The sequence below is a fragment of the Paenibacillus polymyxa genome (genome assembly GCF_018614975.1).
Taxonomy (GTDB): domain Bacteria; phylum Bacillota; class Bacilli; order Paenibacillales; family Paenibacillaceae; genus Paenibacillus; species Paenibacillus polymyxa_E.
Genome location: NZ_JAGGNR010000011.1, coordinates 322448 through 348372 on the forward strand (window position 1 = coordinate 322448; position 25925 = coordinate 348372).

Sequence of the window (25925 nt, forward strand, 5' to 3'; positions counted from 1 at the left end):
TCGGCGAACAGGGTACAATAGAGAAATAGAGAACCGAAAGGATGGAGCAGAACCATGTTTTTCAAAAAAATAGGAGTTGTCGGCGGCGGTACGATGGGGCAAGGTATTTCCCAGATGCTCGCAGCCAAAGGACTTGATGTGCTTCTCGTGGAGCATACAACACAAAAGCTGGATCATGCATATGACATGATCGAAACCAATCTGGATAAACAACTGGAGAAATGGGCGATTACAAAAGCGGAGAAGAAATTGATTCTTTCCCGTATTACCAAGGTAGCTCATTTAGCTGAACTTGGAACTTGCGACATGGTCATTGAGACGATTTCAGAGGATCTGGATGCGAAAAAAGCAGTATTCAGCCAACTGGACCAAGTTTGCCCAAGCAATGTCATTCTGGCAAGTAATACATCCACGCTGAGTTTGACCGAGCTTGCAAGCTCGACCAAATACCCGGAGCGTGTTATTGGTATGCACTTTATTCACCCGGTATCCCGGGTTGATCTTGTAGAGATTATTCGTGGACTGAAAACTTCGGATACAACATTCGAAGAGACCAGACGTTTTGTTGAAGAAGTAGCGGACAAAAAAGGAGTAATGATCTATGAATCACCTGGATTCGTAACTTCCCGCTTGATCTGCCTGCTGATTAACGAAGCGTTGCATGTATTGCAAGAAGGTGTTGCATCTGCTGAAGATATCGATGATGCAATGCGTATCGGATACAACTTCCAACATGGACCACTCGAAATGGCTGACCGTTTCGGATTGGATTCTGTTGAAGCTGCACTCGAAAGAATGTTCCGTGAATTCGGAGAATTGAAATATCGTCCTTCTACGGTCCTGAAGAAAATGGTGCGTGCAGGACACCTGGGTGTCAAAACAGGCGAAGGATTCTTCAAGTACGACAAGGATGGTGACCGACTGTGAAAGTACTCGTAATTAATGCGGGGAGTTCCTCGCTCAAATATCAACTGTATAATATGACTGACGAATCTGTACTGGCTAAAGGTTTGGTAGAGCGTATCGGAATGGATTCCTCCATTCTGACACACAAACCGACAGGCCGTGAGGATGTTACAGAAGTTAGTGAAATTTTGGAACACACAACAGCGATCCGTAAAGTCATTGATATTTTGACTCACAAAGAAAATGGTGTACTGGATTCTGTAAGTGAAATTCAAGCTGTTGGACATCGTGTTGTTCACGGTGGTGAAGCATTTAAAGAATCTGCATTGGTAGATGATGCTGCCAAAGCTGAAATTCGTCGTTTGTTCGACCTGGCTCCACTTCATAACCCTGCAGCAATGATGGGTATTCGTGCGGCTGAAGCCAATATGCCTGGTGTGCCACAGGTTATGGTCTTTGATACAGCGTTCCATCAGACGATGCCTGAAAAAGCTTATCTGTATGCCATTCCGCGTGTACTTTACAAAAAATATAAAGTACGTCGCTACGGCGCACATGGTACTTCCCATGATTTCGTAAGCAAGGCTGCTGCTGAGTATCTGGATCGTCCATTGGAAGATCTGAAAATCATCACTTGTCACGTTGGTAACGGCGGCAGTGTAACAGCAGTTAAAGGAGGCGTATCCGTTGATACTTCGATGGGTATGACTCCACTAGAGGGACTTATGATGGGAACGCGTTCTGGTGACCTTGACCCAGCCATCGTACCTTATGTAATGAACAAGGAAGAACTGAGCGTAAGTGAAGTGAACTCCATGTTGAACAAACACAGCGGATTGCTAGCGATCTCCGGAATCAGCAGTGACATGCGTGAGATTACGGAAGGTATGGAGAATGGTGATGCCAACTCCACGCTGGCTTTTGAAATGTACGAATACCGTCTGCGTAAATACATCGGTTCATATGCAGCTGCAATGAACGGTGTAGATGTGATCGTCTTTACGGCTGGTGTAGGTGAGAACTCCGTTGTTCTTCGCCAAAAAGTATGTGAGCAGCTCACTTATCTGGGTGTTGAACTGGATGAAGCGTTGAATGCCATTCGTTCCGGCGAACCGCGCCGGATCACAACAGCGAATTCCAAAGTGGAAGTTCTCGTTGTGCCAACAAACGAAGAATTGGTAATTGCACGTGATACTCACCGAATCGTATTGAATTCTCAGTAATCTAACTGTAAAGTAAATATAGAATGACAAGGAAGTGCAGAGGACAGGCATAAGCCTGCCCGCTGCATTTTCAAATTCAGGAACCAAGGGGAGATATGGGCATGAATACGAATTGTGTAATTCGTAATGTGAACGAGCATGTGGGCGAAACCGTAACAATCGGTGCCTGGATTAACAACAAACGTTCCAGCGGTAAAATTCAGTTTTTGCAACTGCGTGATGGAACCGGATATATCCAAGGGGTTGTTGTAAAAAGTGAAGTTAGTGAAGAGATCTGGAACAATGCTAAAAGCTTGACACAAGAAAGCTCTTTGTATGTTACAGGTATGATTCGTGAAGAACCTCGCAGTGCGTCCGGTTACGAGATGACTGTTACAGGGGTTGAGATCATTCACCTGACTGAAAACTATCCAATAACGCCTAAAGAGCATGGTGTTGATTTCTTGATGGACCATCGTCATCTGTGGCTTCGTTCTACGAAGCAACGTGCTGTTATGGTGATTCGTGCAGAGATTATTCGCGCTGTTCAGCAGTTCTTTGATGGTAACGGATTCACACAAGTTGATCCTCCGATTTTGACACCATCGTCTGCGGAGGGAACAACGAACCTGTTCCACATCAAATACTTTGATGAAGATGCTTATCTGACACAAAGTGGTCAATTGTATATGGAAGCCGCAGCCATGGCGCTGGGCAAGGTATATTCCTTTGGTCCAACATTCCGAGCTGAGAAGTCCAAAACACGTCGTCACTTGATTGAGTTCTGGATGATTGAGCCGGAAATGGCATTTGTAGATCACGAGGAAAGTCTGCGTGTACAAGAGAAATTTATCGCTCATGTCGTTCAATCCGTGGTGAAAAACTGCCGTGCAGAACTGGAATCTATCGGTCGTGACGTATCCAAGCTCGAAGGCATTGTAGCGCCATTCCCACGAATTACGTATGATGAAGCGATTGAATTCCTGCATGGACAAGGCTTTGATATTCCTTGGGGAGAAGACTTTGGTGCACCGCACGAAACAGCAATTGCTGAGAAGTACAATACACCCGTCTTTATCACACATTACCCTGCTGGAATCAAGGCATTCTATATGAAACCAGATCCGAATCGTCCTGAAGTTGTCCTCTGTGCTGATATGATTGCACCAGAAGGCTACGGAGAGATTATTGGCGGTTCGCAGCGTATCGATGATCCGGAATTGATGCAACAACGTTTTGAGGAGCACAATCTCTCGGATGAAGCTTACCAATGGTATCTGGATTTGCGTAAATACGGATCGGTTCCTCACTCCGGTTTCGGTCTGGGATTGGAGCGGACGGTAGCATGGATCTGTGGATTGGATCATGTACGTGAAACTATCGCATTCCCACGTATGCTCTATCGTCTGTACCCTTAATGCTTAACCGAGGAGCGTCTATGGAAGACACCACATCCAAAGCTTGGTTGGATGGAGCAGCTTATGGCATGACTTCGGGTACAGCCCATCTGCCGTATGCCTTGTTACGTTATTATCACCAGCTTGGCCTATCAGATGCAGAAGTGCTTCTTCTGATTCAATTGCTAGGGTTCCGTCAGGCGGAGTTCAATGAGTTTCCCACGCTTGAAGAGCTTGCGGCGCGCATGGGACTTGCACCCGAAGGCATTGCCAGAATGTTGCAACGTCTGATGAGGGATGGGTATATTGCTATTGACGAGCACCGTGACGAAGAACGTGACATCCAGTACGAGCGATATGATTTACATGGATTATATGCCAAGCTTGCAGCGTGTACTGCTGAAGAAGTAGCCGCATACCGTGCGGAGCAGCTGAGCAGCAATACAGCACGTCAAGATTCGAACAGTGTTCAAAAAGAAGAGGAAGAACGGAATATGTTCTCGATCTTTGAAAAAGAATTCGGACGTCCTCTCTCTCCAATGGAGTGTGAGACAATATCCGGCTGGTTGGATCAGGACCGTTACCAAGAGGAATTGATTCTAATGGCTCTGAAGGAAGCGGTTTTTGCAGGCAAAGTACATTTCCGGTATATCGATCGAATACTGCTTGAGTGGAGTCGCAATCGTGTCAAGACCGTTCAAGACGCGAAGGCGTACACGCAGCGGTTTCGTAATGGTGGACGTTAATTCAAGTGTAGACAGGGACAAAAAACAGGCCAGAAGTCATTCTGTGCCTGTTTTTTTTGGATTATAGATTGGATGAGTGATCAGCAACATCAACCTTTCAGGCAATGATTTCACTTTGTTTCACAAAAATTTGATGGATCACGCAGGGGTTAACTCACAAGCTGTCGTCTATTGTATTGGAGAGGAGGGGAGAGTTATTGATGAAGCGCGCGTAATCGAACAAATCCGTCAAGGAGATACATCCCAGATGCGTACTCTGATTGATAAGTATAGCCAGCATGTATACCATGTGGCCTATTCTGTACTCAGGAACGATCAGGAAGCACAGGATGCAGCTCAGGAGGCGTTCATACAGATGTATAAGTCTCTCCCCGACTACCGTTCTGAAGGTTTCAAAACGTGGTTAACCCGAATTGCCTTTCACAAAGCGATTGATGCCAAACGCAAGTTGGGCAGACGAACTGTTGAGGATCTGGGTGGAGAAGAAAAAATAATCAATATGCCCGGACGGGATGAAGACGTTCTTACCCGTCTCGTTCGTGAAGAACGTCAGGATAAACTTCGCGAACGAATTAATCAGTTGCCTGCTCAGCATCGTGACATTATCACTGCGTATTATCTAAGCGAAAAAAATTATGAGCAGATTGCCAGTGATGCACAGGTGGCTGTCAAGACCGTGGAATCTCGCTTGTATCGTGCCCGGCAGTGGATTCGAAAACATTGGAAGGAGGATGAATGGCGTGAGTAAACAGGAGAAGTATACCACCGCGCAATGGACTGATTATATTGAAGGCCATATGAGTGAAACTCAAGCGAACCAAATGGAACAGCTTCTGATGGAAGACCCGGATGCGATGGACAGTTATTTGAAAGCACTCGGTATCCATGGGGAACTGCCTCCGCTACATGACCCAACAGGGTTTGCGGATTCAGTCATGCATCGGATTGAGGACATTCAATCATCCAAGGTACAACGCAAATCCCGTGCTGGACGAAACCGGCGCTGGCTTGAACATAAAGTGTTCCATTACGCGGTAGCAGCCTGTTTGACATTGATCTTCCTCTCGTCTGGACTTTTTGACAAGGTAGCACCATATCACAAGTTCCAGGAAGGCGACCACAGAGGGTCTTTTACGGAGAAATGGACGGAGGCAGCCACATCATGGCTGGATAACTTCAAGCCTAAACCATAAATAGTTTCGCATTGCCTGAAAAGAAAGGATGACGACTGTGCACTCAGATCGTAATAAATTACTTGCATTTCTACTAAACCTGATACCCGGTCTTGGTTTTCTGTATTGGGGTCGAACCGCAAAGGCTGTGATCTATCCTTTGTTGTTCTTTGGTACAGCGATTGGTTCCTTTATGCTCGCGATGGTCGTGAATGACCAGGATTTAATGATTATTGGTGCACTTGGTGCCATGTTTTTCTGGGGAATCAGCATGCTGGACATCGTCATTGTGCTCCTCCGTGCGCCTTCTGCCCGAGATGCTCATTACAAGGGATACGGAGCACATTACGGACCACAACATGCAGGAGTGGCCTACCAGGGAGCATACATGGGGCAGCAAGGGCCTATGGAGCAGATGAATGAAGAGGAGCTGCATCAGCATCCTGGTGGTGAATATGGTCATCATGAGGGTCCCTATGGTCAACCCATGTACCGAAAAGGCAGTGAGGGTGAAAGGTTCTTCACCATTTTGCTCTCATTTGTTCCGGGATTGGGCCACCTTCATCTGGGATTGTTGCATCGCGGTTTGTCGTTCTTGATGGCGTTCTTTGGTTCATTTGCCATGATGGTTTTTGTGGCCTCGATCACCAATGAATCAGTATTTCTGATGTTTTTACTCATTCTGCCAGTAATATGGGTATATTGCATGTTTGATGCGGTGCAGCATGTCCACCGTAAGCAGGCTGGTGAGATATTGCAGGATCGGACATTATTCGAAGAATTGGAGATGGGCAGAGTAGCCGGACGACGAAGTAAAGTGCTTGCAACGCTGCTATCCGCTTTTCCAGGTGCGGGTCATCTCTATCTGGGATTGCAAAAAAGAGGCATGCAATTGATGTTCCTGTTCCTGGGCAGTATCTATGTTCTGGACCTGCTTCACTTATCGGTGTTTCTGTTCATGATTCCGCTGATCTGGTTCTACAGCTTCTTTGACGGGCTACAGTACTCCAGTCGCTATGGACGCGAGCCTTTGGTTGATCAACCGATCTTCAAGGACTGGGCTCGCCATCAGCGTCTGATTGGATTCGGAATTGCCGCGCTGGGTCTATATTACCTGACGATCCGACTTGTCATTCCACAGCTTAATGAGCTCTTCCCTAATGCATTTATGACATACGAGATCCGTTCCTATTTGAACACCGTCATTGTATCCTTGTTGCTCATTTTTGGCGGCTTGAAGCTGCTGTTTGGCAAGCAGAGGGGGGCGGGGATCCATAGTGCTGCTCATCGAAATGATGAGGGAGCAGACAGTCTCTTTTTATTCAAGGATCGGGATGATCGACTGTAATTTACGATCCAAGTTGAATTAAAGATTATTTACACTGACACTACGATGACAGAGCAACCTTCCAATCGCTGTTATCCCACAACATAAAAACACGCCAAGGGCTATGTATGCCAGCCTCTGGCGTGTTTTTGGTTTTGCAGCTTTGATTTTGAATAAATGAATGCTATTTCGTAGCACCCTTCAGCAGAAGTTGACGGTACATCACTTCGAACAGGAACTCGAACGCTTCCAGATGACGTTTCGCTTCAAAAGCATCTTTACCCCACGCATATATGCCGTGATTACGAAGCAAGATTCCCGGAACTTTGGCATCCAGAACATCCGGTACCAACTCAGCGATAGATGGAATATCTGCAAAGTTAGGCAGGACGGGTACACGAATCTCCGCATTTTCTTCCCAAATGTTGAAAGCCTTGATCAATTCGATTCCTTGAATCGGTACATGTCCATCTCCTCCAAAAAATTCGCTAATCAGGTTGTTAAACACGGTATGCACGTGGAATACAGCACCGCAGCCAGTCAAACGATAGATTTCACAGTGAATCAACGTCTCGGCACTCGGTTTCAACGTTGTTGTTTCGATCGCTTTGCCATGCTTGTCTACAAAAAGGAAGTCTTCCGGAGTGCGAAGAGATTTGTCTTTGCCAGAGGCGGTAACCGCAAAATAAAATTGCTCTGGGTCAAAATCTCCTACACGCATCGACAGGTTGCCACTTGTTCCGGGGAACCAGTTACGACTGGCGAACAATGCTTTAATATCAGCCAGTTCTTCAAGGACCTGACGTTTGTGTTCCAATGTAATCTTTTCAAAACCCATCGTTTACAGCACTCCTTGTGTTTGCTTCTGTTTCATATCTTCGATGATATCGTAAAAAGTTGTGAATGGCACATGGTCCACACCAAGCTCAATACATTTGTCCGTCAAAATGGAGCGGGAGTAGACGAGATCAGCAATTTTGGCACCTTCAAAATCTGTCAGACTGTCTCCAATGAGAATTCGATTATATTGATCTTCCGGGAAGGTACGAATTACGGTTGTTTTACACATGCCGCAGCCGTTCTCACAAGGAGGCTGGCAGGGATTCGGCCATTCAATCTGAATGGTTTCACCCGAGAAATCAGCTCCATTGCAATAGATATGATCCCGTGGGATATGGAACGGTGCGAGTAAGGGTTCGATAAAAAAGTCCATGCCGCCGCTCGTTACATTGAATTCGATCCCTTCGCTGCGAACATAGTCAAGATACTCGCTAAATCCTTCACGGATCCCCGCTTGTCCAAGCACAAATTCCACAATTTCATCTTTCTGGGATGCAGGCAACAGAGCAAACATGGCTCCAACACCTTCACGCAGCGAGATTTTTTGCTCAATCGTATCTTTCATAATCGCTTCAATGCCCTCAGGCTTGAAATGTTTCATGATCGCTACGATATTGTCCGAGAGGGTAATCGTACCGTCAAAGTCACAGAAAATGACTGTTTTTTTATCACTTCTCATCGTTCGCCACCCCACAGATCCAGTGCGCTTTTCAGTTCCGGATGATCAGTTGCATATTGCGCGAGTGGAATGGAGCGCTGGGCTGCCTCAATCGCTTGCAGGAATGCACGTCCGCCTGCCTCAGTGCCCATAGGATGTCCATGAATACCGCCACCAGCATTAACGATGACATCTGTGCCGAAGTCGCGCAAAATAAGCGGTACAAGGCCTGGATGGATACCGGCTGAAGGCACTGGCATACTGGTTCGTACAGGCAGATCAGCTGTCAGTAATTGTTCCGTGATCGCCATATTTTCTTCCTTCGGCATCGTAACTGATCCATAAGGAGAAGGGAACAGCACCAGATCGGCACCCGCAAGACGCATCAACTGGCCTAGTACAACCGAAGCAGACATGCCGTAATATGGTGAAGGATATAGTGCGCCTGCAAGTGCAGGGTGAGCCATAATTGGCACATGGATATCAGGATCACTGCTGAGTTCATGCAGCACATCATATCCGTATGACAATACGTTGAACAATAATGCATTCGCGCCAGCGCCAATGGCACGTTCAGCTTGCTCTTTCAGACGTGATGTAGGTCCAGTGAGATTGGTTGCATACAGAAGTTTCTTGCCTGTCTCCCGGCGTGCCTGTTCGGCAGCTTTCATACAGACCTCGACTCTTTTTTCAATGGGTGTCAATTTATTCTCGAACAGAATTTCATCGTCCTTGATCAGATCAACGCCACCAAGAGCCTGACGAATAAATTGTTCACGCAGTTCATCTGCATTTAGCCCAATAACTGACTTGAAGATACTCATTAACAGTGGACGATCATGCACACCAAGCAGATCACGAACACCATTCAGTCCAAATTTGGGTCCCGGGAATGCACTGAGGAAGCCATCCGAGAAACCAAGCTTTGTTAATTTGATCCGGCCATCCATTGAGATTTTGCCAAAGACCGTCACGAGCAGGGCAGGGATATCTCGGCTGAAGTTGATATCGGGATATCCAATGGTAATGTCGGCGTAACGCTCACCTGTAGCCATGCCATCAGCTTCATGGACTTCTACACTTATGACTTCACCGAGATGCTTTTGCATCGCTTCACGCTGGGCCTGTGGCAACTCAGTCCAGCTACCCACGGTCATGCCGATCGCGATGGATTGAGCCTTCTTGCGAAAGTCTGCATGATCATCATGCAGACGATATGTGGCTGTGCACATGTTATTCATTTTAAATCCCCTTCCAAAGCAGCTCCCATCTCCCGTGAGCGCTCTGCACAGCGGTTGACGGCTGCGATTACATTTTCAAAGAAATCTCCTTCGTCCAGCGTCTTCAATGCTGCCTGGGTTGCTCCTCCAGGGGAGGTCACATCACTACGCAGCTTCATCGGCTCCAAACCGGTTTGTTGTACCATACGTGACGCGCCCAGCACCGTCTGAACAGTGAGATCACGAGATTGCTGGCTGGATAAGCCACCGCGAATACCTGCGGCAATCATGGCCTCCATTAAATAGTATACATAAGCAGGGCCGCTTCCGGAAATCCCTGTGAGCACTTCGAGTTTATCTTCAGGCACGATGGTCACGATACCAACAGCTTCAAACATGGTCATTACTGTACTGCGCTGCTCATCCGTTATCTCCGCAGAGAAGGCAAGGCCGGTTGCACCAAGTCCAATGGTACTGGATGTGTTTGGCATGGTTCTGGCAATCGGCTGTTTACGACCAAGCAAGGATTGCATCGTACGAATTGATAAACCGGCAATGACAGACACGATCAGTTGATCCGGTGATAACAATGGACCGAGTTCGCGCAGCGCTGCGGCAGCATCTTTCGGTTTCATACAGAGTACAATGACCGGAGTGGAGGCAAGATGATCCAGAGATTGTGAGGCCGTTCCGGTATGTACAGCATAACGGGTGCTGAGCTCCTCCTGACGTTTCTGGTTGCTGCGGTTCAGCATCGTTATATCCTGAGGACGAACGACGAGGCGGGAGATCAGTCCGCGCACGATGGCTTCAGCCATCGCGCCTGCTCCGTGGAAAGTAATCTTCTGTTGTAGTAACGTCTGTTGCTCTTGACTCATATTTATCGTTCCTCCTATATAACTGGTGCTGGGATGTTATTGACGAATCTGTCCATTGCCTGTAACACGATATTTGGTTGACGTCAGTGCTGGCAGTCCCATCGGTCCACGTGCATGCAATTTCTGGGTACTTATTCCGATCTCGGCTCCATAGCCAAATTCAAATCCGTCAGTGAAACGCGTAGACGCATTGTGATAGACGGCTGCTGCATCCACATCATGCATGAAGCGCTCTGCATGGGCTGTATCCCGGGTTACGATACACTCGGAATGTTTGGTTCCGTAATGTGCGATGTGCTGCATCGCTTCGTCCAGGTTCTCAACTACACGGATATTCAAAATATAATCGTTGTACTCGGTCGCATAGTCTTCCTCGGTTGCCTCAAGGGCAGAAGGAACAAGACGGCGCACCGTGTCACAACCTTTCAAGACCACATTGGCCTCACGGAATTGCTCGGCAAGAGCAGGCAGATGCTCTTCCGCATATGCGGCATGCAGCAGCAACGTTTCCATGGAGTTACATACGGATGGACGTTGTGCCTTGGCATTGATGGCAATTTCGGCTGCCATGACCGGATCGGCTGATTCATCCACATAGGTATGGCAGATGCCTGCCCCAGTTTCGATAACAGGTACGGTTGCGTTGGCAACCACATTACGAATGAGGGAGGCCCCGCCGCGTGGAATGATAACGTCCAGTAGGCCGTTCAACTTGAGCATCTCATCGACGGAAGCACGATCCGCATCCTCAACCAGTTGCAGCGCATCAGCAGGCATGGCTGTCGTGGTCAGTGCCTGATGCAGCACCTCCACAATTTTGCGGTTGGAAGACAGAGCAGAGGAGCCGCCGCGCAGAAGCACTGCATTACCTGTTTTGAGACATAATCCGGCTGCGTCTACAGTTACATTAGGACGAGCTTCATAGATGATGCCAATCAGGCCAATCGGCACTCTTAATTTTTCAACATGCAATCCGTTTGGACGGGTGAATGTCTCTAACACTTCGCCAACTGGATCAGGCAGATCTGCAATCTGACGTAATCCTTCAGCGATTCCAGCAATGCGCTCCTTATTAAGTGCGAGTCGATCCAGCATGGATTCCGGCGTACCTTGTTCTCTGCCGCGTTCCAGATCTTCAGCGTTTGCTGTAATGATGGAATCCGTCTCTGTAATCAAAGCATCTGCCATGACACGCAGGGCCGTATTTTTCTGTTCTGTATTCAATCGGTTCAGCTGTGGAACCGTGGCTTGGGCTTTGCTGGCTTTTTCTCTGACTTCACTCATCTTAATTCCTCCTCATATATATAGTTGAGTATTCCAACTACTATATAGCTTCATAGTTATTTTAACGTAATCCACTCGTCTCTATGAATAACCTCAAGTCTGTGGATGCTAGCGAGTTGTTTCATCACTTCGCCACTGGGAAGTCCGGCAATGAGTCGAAGCTGGTCATCATCATAATTGACAATACCGCGACCGAGCAAGGTTTCATCCAAACCAATGACCTCTACGACGTCTCCGGCATGGAATGTTCCCAGTACTCGCTTGACCCCTACAGGCAGAAGACTGTGGCCCCCATGGACAAGTGCTTCTTCAGCACCATCATCCACAACGACTGTACCCAGCGGAGTAGACATGAAGCCAAGCCACTGCTTTTTACGGGATAACGAAGCGAGTCGTGTCTCAAAGTAAGTTCCTTTGCCCGTGCCATCAACTGCCTTCTGCATATCTCCGGGTTCTTTCACACTTCCCACAAATACAGGTACGCCTCCACGCGTAGCAACCTTGGCTGCATCGACTTTGGATCGCATTCCGCCAGTGCCAACCGACGATCCTGAACCACCTGCAAAAGCGTAGATCTCAGCCGTTATCTCGGGGATCCGGTCGTAACGCACGGCAGAAGGATCTTTACGCGGATCTGCGGTGTACAGGCCGTTGGTATCGGTAAGGATGATCAGATGCTGTGCCTTCACCAGGTTTGCAACCAATGCGGACAACAGATCGTTATCACCAAACTTCAATTCGTCCACCGATACCGTATCATTCTCATTGAAAATCGGAATCACTCGCTGTTTGAGCAGCTCTTCTACGGTCATGCCTGCATTACCCATGCGTTTACGACTGTGAAAGTCTGTACGAGTTAACAGAATTTGCGCCGTAGTAACGCGGTGCGCTGCAAAAGCCTGTTGATATGCCTGCATCAGTAATGCCTGCCCAACGGCCGCTGCAGCTTGTTTCTCATGCAGCAGTTTAGGGCGCTGAGGGTAACCGATCTCCCGGAATCCGGCCGCTACTGCTCCTGAGGTGACCAGAAGTACTTCATGGCCCTGATCAGCCAATGCTGCAATTTCTCCGGCAAAAAAAGTGATCGAACTGCGATCCAGACCACCTTCTTCTGTTGTAAGCGAGCTGCTTCCAATCTTAACTACAATACGTGAAGTCATGATTTCACTTCCTTAAACATGATTAATAAGTGCTTCTGGAGCAGGCTTTTGCGGGTACAAAAAAAACTCCCGCCCTTTAGTTAAAAAGGACGAAAGTTCGTTACTTCCGCGGTACCACCTTTATTGATGATTAGATCATCCGGCTTCATGCCCTGTAACAGAAGGCACTGTCCTGTACTTAACAGGCCGCTCAGGGGTAGGTTTCAGAGAAGAGCCGCGGTAAATTCTTTCAGCAGGGTGGAATTTACTCTCTGGGCGCGACTGATATTCTCTTACTGGTCCCGTCATCACGTTTCGTTCAATATTTCTTATAACATACCATGGAAACTTGGCATATGCAAAGGGGTTATGGTCCTGTAAATTACTTGAATAAATTCAGCTTGCCAATCCGCTCTACAGCTTCGCGTAATCGGTTTTCATCACTTAGCAGTCCTGCGCGCACATAGCCTTCACCATGCGAACCAAAACCAATACCTGGTGCTACGGCCACCTTGGCTTCTCGCAGTAACAAGTCTGCAAATGAAGCGGAGGTATAACCTGCAGGTACAGGCAACCAGCTGAAGAATGAACCTGCGGGTTTCGAAGCTTGCCAGCCAATGGAGGATAGAGCTTCATAAAATGTATTGCGACGCGATTCGTAACGTGAAACCAGCGAGGTCACACATTCCTGGGAGCCAGTCAGTGCTTCCGTTGCCGCAGACTGAATTCCACCGAAGAGACTGACATAGATATGATCCTGAAGCAGATTAATTTTAGAGACAATCTCTGCGTTGCCAAGTGCGAATCCAACACGCCATCCAGCCATATTGTATGTTTTGGATAACGTATAGAACTCGATGCCCACTTCTTTGGCACCAGGGGCTTGCAGGAAACTGACTGGACGATGTCCGTCGAATCCAATTGCACCGTAAGCAAAGTCGCTGGCAATGACGATTTGATTTTGAATGGCAAATTCAACCGTATCTTCGTAGAACGAAAGTGGAGCCGTCGCTGACGTCGGGTTGTTGGGATAGTTCAGGAACATCAGCTTGGCCTTCTCCCGATCTTCGGCTGTAACAGCTTCGTAATCCGGCAGGAATGCGTTGGACTCCAGCAAAGGCATAAATGACATGTTTGCTTTTGCGAGTGCAACACCAGACCAGTAATCCGGGTAGCCCGGATCGGGAACGAGAACGGTGTCGCCGGGGTTAAGCAGGACCTGAGGTAACTGAACCAATCCGGTTTTGCCTCCGAACAGAATGGCTACTTCAGTCTCGGGATCCAGATCAACATTGTAATCTTCCTTATAACGTTTGGTGACAGCTTCTTTCAGGAAAGAGTACCCTCTAAAAGGGGAGTATTTGTGGTAGAGGGGATTCTCAGCAGACTCTTGAAGTGTTTTCACAATATGAGGTGGTGTAGGTGTATCCGGGTTCCCCTGACCCAGATTGATCACGTCATGTCCACTTGCGATTTCACGATTTACATTTTGAACAAGGGTAGCAAAAAATTGCGTTGGCAGCTGTGCGATCACATCAGAAGTTGGTATCTTAAAGGCTGAACGAGCAGTTATATGGGCTGAATGGGTCATTATATTCATCACTCCGGTTATTAAAAATGTTAAATAGTTCTCATTAATTTATCACGCCAATCCCGAGCTGTATAGAGGGAAATACACTTGAATATACAGTACATGGAGCAAGACTACACAGAACGATTCAGTAAGTGGACGTCCATTATGCTAAAGAAACACTTGCGGCGGGCAGAGCTGTGAAGAATAGACGGGTGTACCCTGTGAGGGAGTCAACCTGGAATATAGGTGACGCGCTCACGAGCGATCGATTGTTGACCCTGCTCCCTGTGTTGTTATATTGATTTTTCTAACGGAAACAGGGTTGCAGTCCTTAAGAGGATCAAGCTATGATAGCAGGTATTACGGTTCAGAGGAGTGCTTGTCATGACAGAAAAACAACAGGGAGAAATGCGTGTAGCCCTGATTCAGGGCGATATTCAACTCGGAGACCCTGAGGCCAATCATAAACATATGCAGACGTTGCTTGAACGTGCGGTAGAACAATATCCGGACCTGGGGCTGGCAGTGTTACCTGAGATGTGGAATACCGGATACGCTTTGACTCAAATTCATGAACTCGCTGACCCGGAAGGCCAGAAATCTCGGGAATGGCTATCTGCTTTTGCTCAAAAACATCAAATTTCCATCGTTGGCGGTTCAATTGCCGAGAAACGGGATGGTCAAATATACAATACAATGTACGCTTATGATCGGGAAGGAAAACAGGTAACACGATACGATAAATTACATTTGTTCCGTCTGATGGACGAGGAGAAATATTTACAGCCTGGTGCGGAACCTGAAATTTTTGAATTGCAGAACGGTCTTACAGCGGGTGCTTCGATCTGTTATGACATCCGGTTCCCGGAACTTGCCCGCACCCTTGCTTTAAATGGTGCCAAGGCATTGATTGTTCCGGCTGAATGGCCGAACCCTCGTCTGCACCATTGGCGTACGTTGCTTACGGCACGAGCGATTGAGAATCAGATGTATGTGATCGCCTGTAATCGTGTAGGTAAAGGGGGAGATACTGAATTTTTCGGACATTCACTCATCATTGATCCTTGGGGGGAGATTGTGGCTGAAGGTGGCGAAGAGGAAGAGATCGTGACCGGAATTATTCGCCCTTCCCTGGTGGATGAGGTTCGCGGACGTATTCCCGTATTTGAAGACCGTCGACCTGGCGTTTATTTTGACGAAAAATAAAAAACTGAAATAAAATTCTTCAGAAAAAGTGTTTATTCTTCCAGGACGCGGGTAATGATAACTATCCCGTCACCAAGGAGGATGATCAATCAATGGACAACCATGTGAAAGATACGCTCAGGAGACTGGAACAGGATAACACAAGGGAAGATCACTTAAAGGCATTCTTAGAGAATGGAGCAGGAGGGCTATCACCCCCTGATTCAACTGTTCAGGACGAAGGCCGTGTAATGAATCAGCAAAACAGGCTGACAAGCGATCGTAATTTGCGTAAATAAACCGCCAAACATGAAGTTTTCTTATGTACGTTCCTACGTTAACATTATAAATTTGAAGCTAAAAATTTAACAAGCAACATTGTACTGGAACCAGTTACTGTGATTGCAAAGTAAGAACTTTATCCTGCGGATGCGGGAAACGAGTATATGACAAAGGCTTGGCCCATAAGGGTCAAGCCTTTGTTTTGGTTCAGTATGAAATGTTCCCATGCACCCAGGAGGAATTCCTTAGTCTCCCTTTGACAATTCGGCCACCGTTTGTTGAAACGTATGGATGAATGCTTCGGCTGCCTTCGACAGCACTCTGCCTTGACGATAAGCCACAACAAGTGTTCTGCTAGGAGTAGGCTCAGCAAGCGGGAGGTACACAGGTACGAATTCACTGCGCGGCGCACGGGCAATAAAGCGTGGAACCAGTGTAATGCCCATACCTGTGGCGACCAGGGACTGAACGGTTTCAATATTTGTGCTCTCGAATACAACTTGCGGATCAAAACCGGCCTGCTCACAGAGATCAAATGTAAGCTTGCGGAAACCCTGTCCTTTTTTCAATACAACAAAGGGTTCATCCCGAAGCTCTTCAATTCGCACAGGAAGCGGATTTTCCGGATCTGCCCTGCGTGCCAGAGGGTGATTCGGGGGAACTGCCAGATCAATCCGTTCCTCTCCAATGGCAACGTAGGCGAGACTAGGCTCTTGTAAAGGAAGAGATAACAGACTGAGATCTGCTTTGCCGCTTGCTGTCAATTTCTCAAGCGTAAGCCCGGAGTCTTCCAATAAGGTAACCTCAATCTCGGGATAAGCTTGTTGGAACGCTGGAAGCACGTGTGGGAGCAAGTGTGAACCCGTGATGGGCATGCTGCCCACAACGACTTTGCCTTTGCGAAGCTGGGAGATGTCTAACATTTCCTGACGCAATAGCTCCACGGCATCTACGATCTTCTGGGCTTGCTCGACAAATGTCACACCGGCATGGGTTAACTCTACGGAACTCGTATTACGCTGAAACAACAGTACTCCCAATTCTTTTTCCAATTTGGATAATTGCTGGCTTAATGAAGGTTGGGCAATATGCAGCTTCTCTGCTGCCCGTGAGAAATTGCGTTCAGCCGCAATCTGCAGCGTATATTGAAGTTGTCTGAATTCCATCGTCATTGGTCATTCCTTTCGTTATGCCACCATTATATCACTACAGATGAAGAAATCATTAATTTCGCTTAACCGCTTGCACTACATAAGAAGAGTTGATATACTAATTTTGAAAACGCTTAAGAGAACCACTTACCCGGGTAAAACAAAATCAACGTTTTCGTATGTGCCAGCTTAAGCACGGAACCACTTCAAATGTTCATATTCTTTTTCGTTTATATAATTGAATAACAATTCATCCAACGATGGCGTGTTACTGTTCGGCAGGCAAGACCTAGATTGGGTGGGAAGAGTTTCTTTTTCCTACCCTTTTTAGGTCTTTTTTTGTTCCCATCAAGAAGAAATGGCGGAGGTGCACCATGAATCACAAACAATTAGCTCAATCGATAATGGAACTGGTGGGTGGCAATGATAATATCAATACGGTAATTCATTGCTCAACCAGGCTAAGACTTACCCTTAAAAATCCGGACATGGCGAAAACCAGCGAAATTAAGAGCCTGGATGGTGTCATTGGCGCAGTGAACAGCGGCGGGCAATACCAGGTGATTATCGGCAATGACGTCGGATACGTCTACAATGAACTTGCCAAGATGGTGGATACGCAGCAATCAGGCGAGGTTCAAGAAAAGCAAAAAGCAGATTACAGCCCCAAAGGTCTGTTTAATACCTTTGCCAGCGTCATTGCAGGCATTTTCCAACCTATTATCCCGGCTATTGCTGCCTCAGGCATGCTTAAGGCACTGTTGTTACTGACGACCGTGACCGGCCTGATGTCCAAAGAGAGCCAGACCTATACCGTTTTGAGTGTCATGTCGGATGCTGCCTTTTATTTTCTGCCGATTCTACTGGCCTATTCCAGTGCAAATAGATTTAAAACCAATCCCTTTGTTGCCGTTCTGTTCGGTGGCATCATGTTACACCCCAATATGATTGGTCTGCTTGGCGGTGAAGATCCGGTGTCCTTTATTGGAATACCTGTTGCTTCCGTCCAATATGCGACATCCGTGGTACCGATTATTTTAACGGTCTGGTTCATGTCTTATATTGAAAGGTTCGCGGACAAGATCTCACCAGGACCGGTTAAGATTTTCCTTAAACCATTAATTGTTATTCTCATTGTTGCTCCAGTTGCCCTGATTGTACTTGGACCTCTGGGGATGTATCTCGGAACGGGAATGTCCAACCTGATCTATTGGATTCAGGACAAAATTGGATGGTTGACCGTAGTTATTATGGCAATACTGATGCCTTTAATTGTTATGTTTGGCATGCACAAAGTGTTTTACCCCATTATTTTCGCAGCACTGGCTTCACCGGGTTACGAGACTCTGGTCCTGGTCGCGATGCTGGCATCCAATATGGCACAGGGAGCAGGCGCACTGGCGGTGTCATTCAAAACCAAAGACATCAAGCTGAAACAAGTCGCTTTGTCTGCAGGAATTTCAGGTGTATTCGGTATCACGGAACCCGCTTTATACGGTGTACATTTAAGGCTTAAGAAAACGCTGTTTGCCTGCATGATCGGCGCCGGAGTTGCTGGGTTGTTCGCAGGTATTGTGAATCTCAAGGCATATGCTGCCGTGGGTCCGGGGATTGCATCCATGCCCATGTTTATCAGTGAAGATCATATGAATATTATCTATGCGATCATTACCATGCTGATCTCTGCCATTGTCGCATTTGTCGCAGTATATGTCATTGGATTTCAGGATGTTGTTCCAACAGCAGTGCCGATGGCGGGGAGCTCCGCAGCCAAAGCGGGAGGCGAATCTGAAATCCAGCCATCCACAGGGATCAAATCGAAAAAGATCGTTTTTTCTCCATTGGAAGGTAAAGTTCTGCCATTAAGAGAAGTGAAGGACGAGGCATTCTCGCAAGAAGCCATGGGACAAGGGATGGCTATTCAGCCAAGTGTTGGCAAGGTGTTTGCCCCGTTTGATGGTACCGTTGAGACGGTGTTCCGTACCAAACATTCCATCGGTCTGAGATCGGTAGAGGGGGTAGAACTTCTGATTCATGTAGGACTGGATACGGTGAAACTGAAAGGCCAGCATTTTGATGTAAAAGTGAACGAGGGAGAACAGATCTCCCATGGTCAGCTCCTGATCGAATTTGATCTTGAAGCCATACAAGCCGCAGGTTATGACACCACGACCCCTGTAATTGTGACCAATTCCTCGGATTATCTGGAGGTACTGGGCAATGAATCTGCGGCGATGACGGGACCGGGGAAACCATTAATTACGGTGTTATAACCCGCTGAAATATGAATGAAAGGCAGGCAGCCTGATATGGAAGTCATAAAAATACTGAATTCGAGCATTGTTCTCGCCAGACGTGGTGAGGATGACAAGGAAGTTATTGTGATGGGAAAGGGCGTTGGCTACAGGAGCAAACCGGGAGATGTCGTGAGCGAGGAGGAGATCGAGAAGATCTATGTTCTTGAAAATGAAACGATCTCTTCGGATCTCACTGCCCTGATGAAGGAAACGCCAAAAGAATATCTGATTCTGGCTGATGAAATCATCTCCCATGCCAAACATACATTGTCCCGCCATCTGAGTGATCATCTTTATGTCGCATTAACGGATCACCTGTATATGGCCATGAAGCGATTCAAGGACAATATGACGATCCAGAACCGAATGTTGTGGGAAGTGAAAAAGTTCTATCCGCAGGAGTTCAGTATCGGGTTGCACGGCCTGTCTCTCATTCAAAAACAGCTTGGTCTCTCCCTGCCTGAAGAGGAAGCGGCCAATATCGCCTTTCATCTCGTTAATGCCCAGCAGAATGATGACAATATGAATCAGGTCATGCTGATGACCAACACCGTCAAGGATGTACTCAATATTATCAAAATTCACTCTCACGTGGAGCTGGATACACACAGCATCAACTATTCACGCTTTTTGACCCATTTGCAGTTTTTTATTCAAAGGCTTTTTGAGCATAAAACGTTAAACACGCAGGATCATGAGCTTTTTGAGCAGATCGCGAGTAAATATCCGCAGGAAGAAGCCTGCGTACTTCTGATCAAGGATTATATTGAAGCCCGGTTTGAACATACGATCTCCAATGAGGAGATGATGTATTTGATTATTCATATCAATCGAGTCATGAGTCGTAATTAAGCAAGAAAGAAAGAGTCACAGAGTTAATCGAGGGAGGAATACACAATGACCACTACAACAAGAAGGTTTCCAGAAGATTTTCTATGGGGAGGGGCAATAGCTGCCAATCAGGCGGAAGGGGCCTGGAATGTGGACGGCAAAGGTCTATCTACAGCCGACATTGCTATCTATCGAAAAGGTGTGGCCAAGAGTGAGTATAAGAAACATAATGTGATCACAGAAGAACAGATCAAGGCTGGGATGGAATCTACCTCGGATAGAGAATATCCGAAACGCAGAGGCATTGATTTCTACCACCGTTACGAGGAGGATATAGCCCTGTTTGGGGAGATGGGTCTCAAAACGTTGCGCTTATCTATTGCTTGGACCCGAATTTTCCCGAATGGCAACGAAACAGAGCCGAATGAAGCCGGTTTGCAGTTCTATGACCGTGTTATTAATGCCATGCTGAAACAAGGGATTGAACCATTGATTACGTTGTCACATTACGAGATGCCGATGTATCTGGTGAATCACCACGGTGGATGGACGGATCGGAAAGTCGTCGATTATTTTGTTCACTTTTGCAAAACCGTGTTCACCCGTTATAAGAACAAAGTGAAGTATTGGATTACATTTAATGAAATTGACAGCATTGTTCGTCATCCGTTTACGAGCGGTGGTATTGTTCCAGAGCGTTTCGAAAATGTGGAGCAGGCCGTATATCAGGGGTTGCACCATCAATTTGTAGCGAGTGCGCTCGCAGTGAAATACTGTCATGAGATCATTCCCGGTTCCCAGATCGGATGTATGCTTACCAAACTGACGACGTATGCTCATACATGTAATCCCGAAGACGTACTCGTTGCTTCCCGGGATAATCAATTCAATCTTATGTTTACGGACGTACAGGTGAGAGGAGCGTATCCATACTTTACGAAGAGATTTTTTGCCGAAAAAGGGATTAACCTCGATATGCTTGAGGGGGATGAGGAGATTCTGAAAGTACACACTGTGGACTTTATCTCATTCAGTTATTATATGTCCCTCGTATCAAGTGTGGATGGCGACCGATTGGAGCAGGTGAGTGGCAATACAACTGGAGGGGTGAAGAACCCTTATCTCCAAACGAATGATTGGGGCTGGCAGATTGACCCGGTAGGTCTGCGCATCTCACTGAATGAACTGTACAGCCGTTACGAGGTGCCTTTGTTTATCGTTGAGAATGGGATTGGAGCCGTAGATACGATTGAAGCTGATGGTAGCATTCAGGATGATTATCGTATTGATTATTTCCGCTCTCACATTGAACAGATGCATGAGGCGATTCTGGACGGTGTTGAACTGTTGGGCTATACCAGTTGGGGAGTGATTGATCTGATCAGTTATTCTTCTTCAGAGATGGAGAAAAGATATGGCTTTATTTATGTAGATCAGGATAATGACGGCAATGGAACACTCGAGAGAAAACGCAAAAAGAGTTTCTATTGGTACAAAGATCTGATTGCGAATAACGGTTTGTAATACAGTAGTAGGACAAGTACTCTCATAGTGGGCGTTGATATGATCATTTTCATTTTATAACAGAAACTAGCAAAGCAGCTCTGGATTCAGGGCTGTTTTTTTATGTTCTAGATAAAAAGCATTGACAGCGAAGCAGCGGAAACGTAGTATAAGAATTATCTGATAATGATAATTGTTATCAATTGAAACCTCTGCCTAGAGCAGTGGTTTATTTGCCTTTTTCGCATTATAGGTTAAACCTATTACATCTATAGATATTATATCTTGGAACAATGAAGGACAGGGTGATATATTTATGTCATTCAAGAGCTTCACTTTTTAAAGGAAACACGAGGCTCTTCCAAGGACCGAACTTATAATGAGGTGAAAATGATGAGTAAAAAAACGATGTTTGAGAAAATTTGGGAAAATCACGTGATTCATCAAGAAGAAGGCAAACCAAGCATTCTGTATATCGATCTGCATCTGGTGCACGAAGTAACTTCTCCACAGGCATTTGAAGGTCTTCGTCTGAGCGGACGTAAAGTCCGTCGCCCTGAGCTTACATTTGCAACAATGGACCACAACGTTCCAACCAAGGATCGTTTCAACATCACTGATCCGATTTCGAAACAACAAATCGATACACTTTCGCAAAACTGCCGTGACTTCGGTGTGAAATTGTATGATCTGGATTCCCTTGACCAGGGTGTTGTGCACGTTATGGGACCTGAATTGGGTCTGACTCATCCAGGCAAAACGATTGTCTGTGGCGACAGCCATACATCCACCCACGGTGCGTTTGGCGCACTGGCATTCGGGATCGGAACGAGTGAAGTAGAGCATGTTATGGCAACCCAATGTTTGCAGCAAGCCAAAGCCAAAACGATGGAAGTTCGTTTTGTCGGCAAACGTAATCCGGGTGTAACAGCGAAGGACATGATCCTCGCAGTTATTGCAAAATACGGTACAGACTTTGCAACAGGTTATGTTATCGAGTATACAGGCGAATCCATTCGTGAGCTGAGCATGGAAGAGCGTATGACGGTCTGCAACATGTCCATTGAAGGTGGAGCAAGAGCTGGTTTGATCGCTCCAGATGAAACGACATTCGAATATCTGCGTGGACGTGAGTACGTACCTGCGGGTGCCAAGTTTGATGAAGCTGTAGCAGGTTGGAAACAGCTTGTAACAGATGAGGGTGCTGAATTTGACCATGTGGTTGAAATCGATGTGGAAACATTGATTCCGCAAGTAACTTGGGGAACAAGCCCTGGCATGGGAACCGACATTTCTTCTAAAGTTCCTGTTCCAGCTGAACTGCCAACAGAAAATGAACGTAAAGCGGCTGAAAAGGCGCTTGAATATATGGGGCTTGAACCTGGAACTCCAATTTCCGAAATTCCAATTGACTACGTATTTATCGGTTCTTGCACCAATGGACGGATCGAGGATCTGCGTGCTGCTGCACAAGTAGCCAAAGGTCACACGGTATCCAGTAATGTTACAGCAATCGTTGTCCCAGGCTCGGGACGAGTTAAAATCCAGGCGGAAAAAGAAGGCTTGGATAAAATCTTTACGGAAGCTGGATTTGAATGGCGCGATGCAGGATGCAGCATGTGTCTGGCAATGAACCCGGATGTATTGCAGCCAGGTCAACGTTGTGCTTCGACTTCCAACCGTAACTTTGAAGGGCGCCAAGGGCGCGGAGGACGTACACATCTGGTATCTCCGGCAATGGCAGCAGCAGCGGCAGTTAAAGGTCACTTCGTAGATGTACGTGACTGGAATTTCAAAACAGAAGCGGTTATCTAACCAATAACGGATAGAAGGGAGAACGGATCATATGGAAGAATTCAAAACACTGCAAGGCATCGTTGCACCGGTAGACCGGGTCAATGTAGATACAGATGCAATCATTCCTAAACAATTTTTGAAACGCATTGAACGGACGGGATTTGGACAATTTTTGTTCTATGAATGGCGTTTTGATGAGGAGGGGAACAACAATCCTTCCTTCGAAATGAATAAACCTCGTTACGAAGGAGCATCCATCCTGATTTCTCGCGCCAACTTTGGCTGTGGATCTTCTCGTGAGCATGCGCCATGGGCGATTATGGACTATGGATTCCGCTGCGTGATTGCACCATCATTTGCAGATATCTTCTATAATAACTGTTTCAAGAACGGAATTTTGCCAATCAAGTTGTCAGAAGAGCAAGTTGAAGACTTATTCCAACGTACAGCGACATATGAAGGCTATGAGATGAATGTAAGTCTGGAAAATAAAACGATCACCGATGCATACGGACTGCATATCGATTTTGATCTGGATGAGCACCGTCGTCAATTCCTGTTGCAAGGACTGGACGATATCGGTCTCACTCTTCAACATGATGATGAGATCGCTGCTTACGAACAACGCCACGCGGCAAAACTGTTCGGTTAATCATTAAAGTATTGCATAGCAGAAAGCTTCTGCCTCGCCCAAGGGACCTTGTTCCCATCGGTGAGACAGAAGCTTTTTTGTAATTTCAGAAGCTTGCTTGACACGAGATCGATACACATTCGTGTAAAAGAGATTATATTCTTAAATGTGATCTGCTTTATTATCTTGTTTCCGACTAAATATGACAACGTTGTAACCGGATGATTAGACAATATCTGATAAACTGATTAGTAGATTATGGAAGGTTACATAGTGTCATTGATGTTACGCTGCAGAGAATCAGGTCGGATGTTCAAAAGACAAAAAGAATGGTGGATGAGGTATGAAAAAATGGTCGGTAGCAGTCGTTTTTCTTCTGTTCCTATGTTTATTCCCAGTCATGGCCCATGCAGACACCACTCCCTCGATTGTACTCGACGGTGTAACCATTAACCAGAAGACGGGTGCACCTGCAGAGAATATCGGAAAAACGGTCATGGTTCCAATTCGAATTGTATCCGAGAACCTGGGTTATAAGGTGAAGTGGGAGAAGGAAACTCAGTCAGTCCAGGTTCAAAAAGGAAGCAGCACCATTCAAATGACCGCTGGCAAAGATGCAGCTACAGTGAATGGAAACGTGGTGAACTTGGATTCGCCCCCACTGATCAAACAGGGAACTACGCTTGTTCCATTACGCTTTGTTGGAGAAGGCATGGGTCTGCGTGTTGGCTGGGACAATGGAACCAAGACAGTAAGCCTATTTAGTATTCCTCCCGTAGTTGGAACGGAAGGTGACAGTGACCCCGCCGTGGCACCTGTCCCGGATGGTCTGACAGAACTTCAAGGGATCAGCTTCAGCGGAGATCGGTTGATTGTAGCAACAAACGGTAATATTAGCCCCAAAGTATCCAGTATTGGTGGGCCAGACCGAATTATTGTTGATCTGCCTTCAGCTACATTCTCTCAGGAATTCATTCAGGGACAAGCATCTAATCCGGATGGCAGTGGACAGATTCTCGTTACGGATTCATCAATCGTTTCCAAAGTCCGGTATGCCATGTTCAGTAAATCGCCTTCTACCGTTCGTGTCGTTCTGGATCTGAATCAGACGGCTACAGCCAAATGGTCTGTTGGAGATAACAATGTCTTGCTCGTTGACCTGACAGCCACGAGTGGAGAACCGACAAGCCAACCGGCAGTACCTACGAATGATGGTAAAACGATTGTGGTCATTGATCCGGGACATGGTGGTCGTCAATCGGGTGCAGTGAGTCTGTCAGGAGCTTATGAGAAGGATTTCAATCTGGCTGTAGGGCTGAAGGTACAGGCAATCCTGCAACAATACCAAAATATTCAAACGGTCATTACACGCCAGGATGATACAGAACTTTCGCTCAAACAGCGTGTGGATATTGCTGAATTGAATCAGGCAGATGTTTTTGTATCCATTCATGGAAACAAATTCACTACACCGGTACCAAACGGCATTGAAACGCTCTACAGTCGTAAAGAAAGCAAGGCTTTGGCTGACACTCTTCACAAATATGTGTTACCGGTAACAGGACTCAAGGATCGTGGGGTTAAAACGGCTAGTCTGCATGTGACGCGTGAAACAACCATGCCTGCTGTGTTACTTGAACTTGGTTTTTTAAGTAACCCTACAGATGAAGCAGTCATGCTCACGGAAGAATACCAGGACAAATGTGCACAGGCGATTGTGGACGGAATCGTTGAGTTTTTGGGACTGTAAATTGAATTATGCGCAAATATGAAGGTTAGGATAGTACGTTGTTTAGAGATGTATACTTGATAAATAAGGTAAAAAGAAGACATTAAAATGTAAAAAAAGCTTGATCTGACAACGTTTTTTTTCTGTTATGTTGGAATATATTCGCAACTTTTGAGA

General features: G+C 46.5%; 23 protein-coding genes and 1 other annotated feature. Of the genes, 15 read left to right on the forward strand and 8 right to left on the reverse strand.

Going from position 1 to position 25925, the window contains the following annotated elements:
• Positions 1-54: 54 nt before the first annotated feature.
• The 7 genes from J7E78_RS10095 to J7E78_RS10125 all read left to right on the forward strand — a co-directional run bounded on the left by J7E78_RS10095 (position 55) and on the right by J7E78_RS10125 (position 6771).
• A complete protein-coding gene (locus J7E78_RS10095) occupies positions 55-927 on the forward strand; it encodes a 3-hydroxyacyl-CoA dehydrogenase family protein (RefSeq protein WP_062835158.1) in 873 nt (290 codons plus the stop codon).
• On the forward strand, positions 924-2129 hold the full coding sequence (locus J7E78_RS10100; RefSeq protein WP_076209944.1) for an acetate/propionate family kinase: 1206 nt from the start codon (positions 924-926) through the stop codon (positions 2127-2129). The genes J7E78_RS10095 and J7E78_RS10100 overlap by 4 nt, the downstream gene beginning before the upstream one ends.
• A gap of 101 nt (positions 2130-2230) precedes the next feature.
• Positions 2231-3526, forward strand: coding sequence for an asparagine--tRNA ligase (asnS, locus tag J7E78_RS10105; RefSeq protein WP_215076032.1), 1296 nt, complete (start codon positions 2231-2233; stop codon positions 3524-3526).
• Between the two features lie 20 nt (positions 3527-3546).
• Positions 3547-4251, forward strand: coding sequence for a DnaD domain protein (locus tag J7E78_RS10110; RefSeq protein ID WP_215076033.1), 705 nt, complete (start codon positions 3547-3549; stop codon positions 4249-4251).
• Positions 4252-4498: 247 nt separating this feature from the next.
• A complete protein-coding gene (locus J7E78_RS10115; RefSeq protein ID WP_251034934.1) occupies positions 4499-4999 on the forward strand; it encodes an RNA polymerase sigma factor in 501 nt (166 codons plus the stop codon).
• Positions 4992-5444, forward strand: coding sequence for a hypothetical protein (locus J7E78_RS10120; RefSeq protein WP_215076035.1), 453 nt, complete (start codon positions 4992-4994; stop codon positions 5442-5444). Before J7E78_RS10115 ends, J7E78_RS10120 begins: the two co-directional genes overlap by 8 nt.
• A 37-nt stretch (positions 5445-5481) precedes the next feature.
• On the forward strand, positions 5482-6771 hold the full coding sequence (locus J7E78_RS10125) for a multi-tm2 domain protein (RefSeq protein WP_397330528.1): 1290 nt from the start codon (positions 5482-5484) through the stop codon (positions 6769-6771).
• 163 nt (positions 6772-6934) lie between these two features.
• Here J7E78_RS10125 and J7E78_RS10130 read toward each other — a convergent pair whose 3' ends face one another.
• The 7 genes from J7E78_RS10130 to J7E78_RS10160 all read right to left on the reverse strand — a co-directional run bounded on the left by J7E78_RS10130 (position 6935) and on the right by J7E78_RS10160 (position 14360).
• Positions 6935-7588, reverse strand: a complete 654-nt coding sequence (locus J7E78_RS10130) for a methylthioribulose 1-phosphate dehydratase (RefSeq protein ID WP_215076037.1) — start codon at positions 7586-7588, stop codon at positions 6935-6937.
• 3 nt (positions 7589-7591) lie between these two features.
• A complete protein-coding gene (locus J7E78_RS10135) occupies positions 7592-8269 on the reverse strand; it encodes a 2-hydroxy-3-keto-5-methylthiopentenyl-1-phosphate phosphatase (protein WP_215076038.1) in 678 nt (225 codons plus the stop codon).
• The gene (locus tag J7E78_RS10140; protein ID WP_215076039.1) at positions 8266-9489 is read right to left on the reverse strand and encodes a 2,3-diketo-5-methylthiopentyl-1-phosphate enolase; all 1224 of its coding nucleotides are present in this window, start codon (positions 9487-9489) and stop codon (positions 8266-8268) included. The genes J7E78_RS10135 and J7E78_RS10140 overlap by 4 nt, the downstream gene beginning before the upstream one ends.
• The gene (gene proC / locus J7E78_RS10145) at positions 9486-10346 is read right to left on the reverse strand and encodes a pyrroline-5-carboxylate reductase (protein ID WP_036671976.1); all 861 of its coding nucleotides are present in this window, start codon (positions 10344-10346) and stop codon (positions 9486-9488) included. The genes J7E78_RS10140 and proC overlap by 4 nt, the downstream gene beginning before the upstream one ends.
• A gap of 36 nt (positions 10347-10382) precedes the next feature.
• Positions 10383-11630, reverse strand: coding sequence for a glutamate-5-semialdehyde dehydrogenase (locus J7E78_RS10150; protein ID WP_215076040.1), 1248 nt, complete (start codon positions 11628-11630; stop codon positions 10383-10385).
• Between the two features lie 56 nt (positions 11631-11686).
• Entirely contained in the window at positions 11687-12790 is a 1104-nt protein-coding gene (gene proB / locus J7E78_RS10155; RefSeq protein ID WP_215076041.1) for a glutamate 5-kinase, read from the reverse strand.
• Between the two features lie 82 nt (positions 12791-12872).
• Positions 12873-13087: a binding site (T-box leader), on the reverse strand.
• Between the two features lie 64 nt (positions 13088-13151).
• The gene (locus J7E78_RS10160) at positions 13152-14360 is read right to left on the reverse strand and encodes a pyridoxal phosphate-dependent aminotransferase (protein WP_215076042.1); all 1209 of its coding nucleotides are present in this window, start codon (positions 14358-14360) and stop codon (positions 13152-13154) included.
• A 366-nt stretch (positions 14361-14726) separates the two neighbouring features.
• On the opposite strand from J7E78_RS10160, the gene J7E78_RS10165 reads away from it, so the two are divergent.
• Entirely contained in the window at positions 14727-15548 is an 822-nt protein-coding gene (locus J7E78_RS10165; RefSeq protein ID WP_215076043.1) for a carbon-nitrogen family hydrolase, read from the forward strand.
• A 92-nt stretch (positions 15549-15640) separates the two neighbouring features.
• Positions 15641-15826 carry a hypothetical protein gene (locus J7E78_RS10170; RefSeq protein ID WP_215076044.1) on the forward strand — a complete coding sequence of 62 codons (186 nt, stop codon included), beginning with the start codon at positions 15641-15643 and terminating at the stop codon, positions 15824-15826.
• A 228-nt stretch (positions 15827-16054) separates the two neighbouring features.
• Here the strand turns inward: J7E78_RS10170 and J7E78_RS10175 are convergent, their stop codons facing one another.
• Positions 16055-16975: a LysR family transcriptional regulator gene (locus J7E78_RS10175; RefSeq protein WP_215076045.1), complete on the reverse strand. Its 921-nt coding sequence runs from the start codon at positions 16973-16975 to the stop codon at positions 16055-16057.
• A gap of 359 nt (positions 16976-17334) precedes the next feature.
• On the opposite strand from J7E78_RS10175, the gene J7E78_RS10180 reads away from it, so the two are divergent.
• From J7E78_RS10180 to J7E78_RS10205, 6 genes are all read left to right on the forward strand, one after another.
• Complete coding sequence (locus J7E78_RS10180; protein ID WP_215076046.1) at positions 17335-19233, forward strand: beta-glucoside-specific PTS transporter subunit IIABC; 1899 nt, start codon at positions 17335-17337, stop codon at positions 19231-19233.
• A 36-nt stretch (positions 19234-19269) separates the two neighbouring features.
• Positions 19270-20109, forward strand: coding sequence for a BglG family transcription antiterminator LicT (licT, locus tag J7E78_RS10185; protein ID WP_215076047.1), 840 nt, complete (start codon positions 19270-19272; stop codon positions 20107-20109).
• Between the two features lie 45 nt (positions 20110-20154).
• Positions 20155-21612 carry a glycoside hydrolase family 1 protein gene (locus J7E78_RS10190; protein WP_215076048.1) on the forward strand — a complete coding sequence of 486 codons (1458 nt, stop codon included), beginning with the start codon at positions 20155-20157 and terminating at the stop codon, positions 21610-21612.
• Positions 21613-21984: 372 nt separating this feature from the next.
• The gene (gene leuC / locus J7E78_RS10195; protein ID WP_215076198.1) at positions 21985-23406 is read left to right on the forward strand and encodes a 3-isopropylmalate dehydratase large subunit; all 1422 of its coding nucleotides are present in this window, start codon (positions 21985-21987) and stop codon (positions 23404-23406) included.
• A 31-nt stretch (positions 23407-23437) separates the two neighbouring features.
• Positions 23438-24040 (forward strand): 3-isopropylmalate dehydratase small subunit, encoded by a 603-nt coding sequence (gene leuD, locus J7E78_RS10200; protein ID WP_215076049.1) that lies wholly within the window; start codon positions 23438-23440, stop codon positions 24038-24040.
• Between the two features lie 322 nt (positions 24041-24362).
• The gene (locus tag J7E78_RS10205) at positions 24363-25769 is read left to right on the forward strand and encodes an N-acetylmuramoyl-L-alanine amidase (RefSeq protein ID WP_215076050.1); all 1407 of its coding nucleotides are present in this window, start codon (positions 24363-24365) and stop codon (positions 25767-25769) included.
• The last annotated feature ends 156 nt before the right edge of the window (positions 25770-25925 follow it).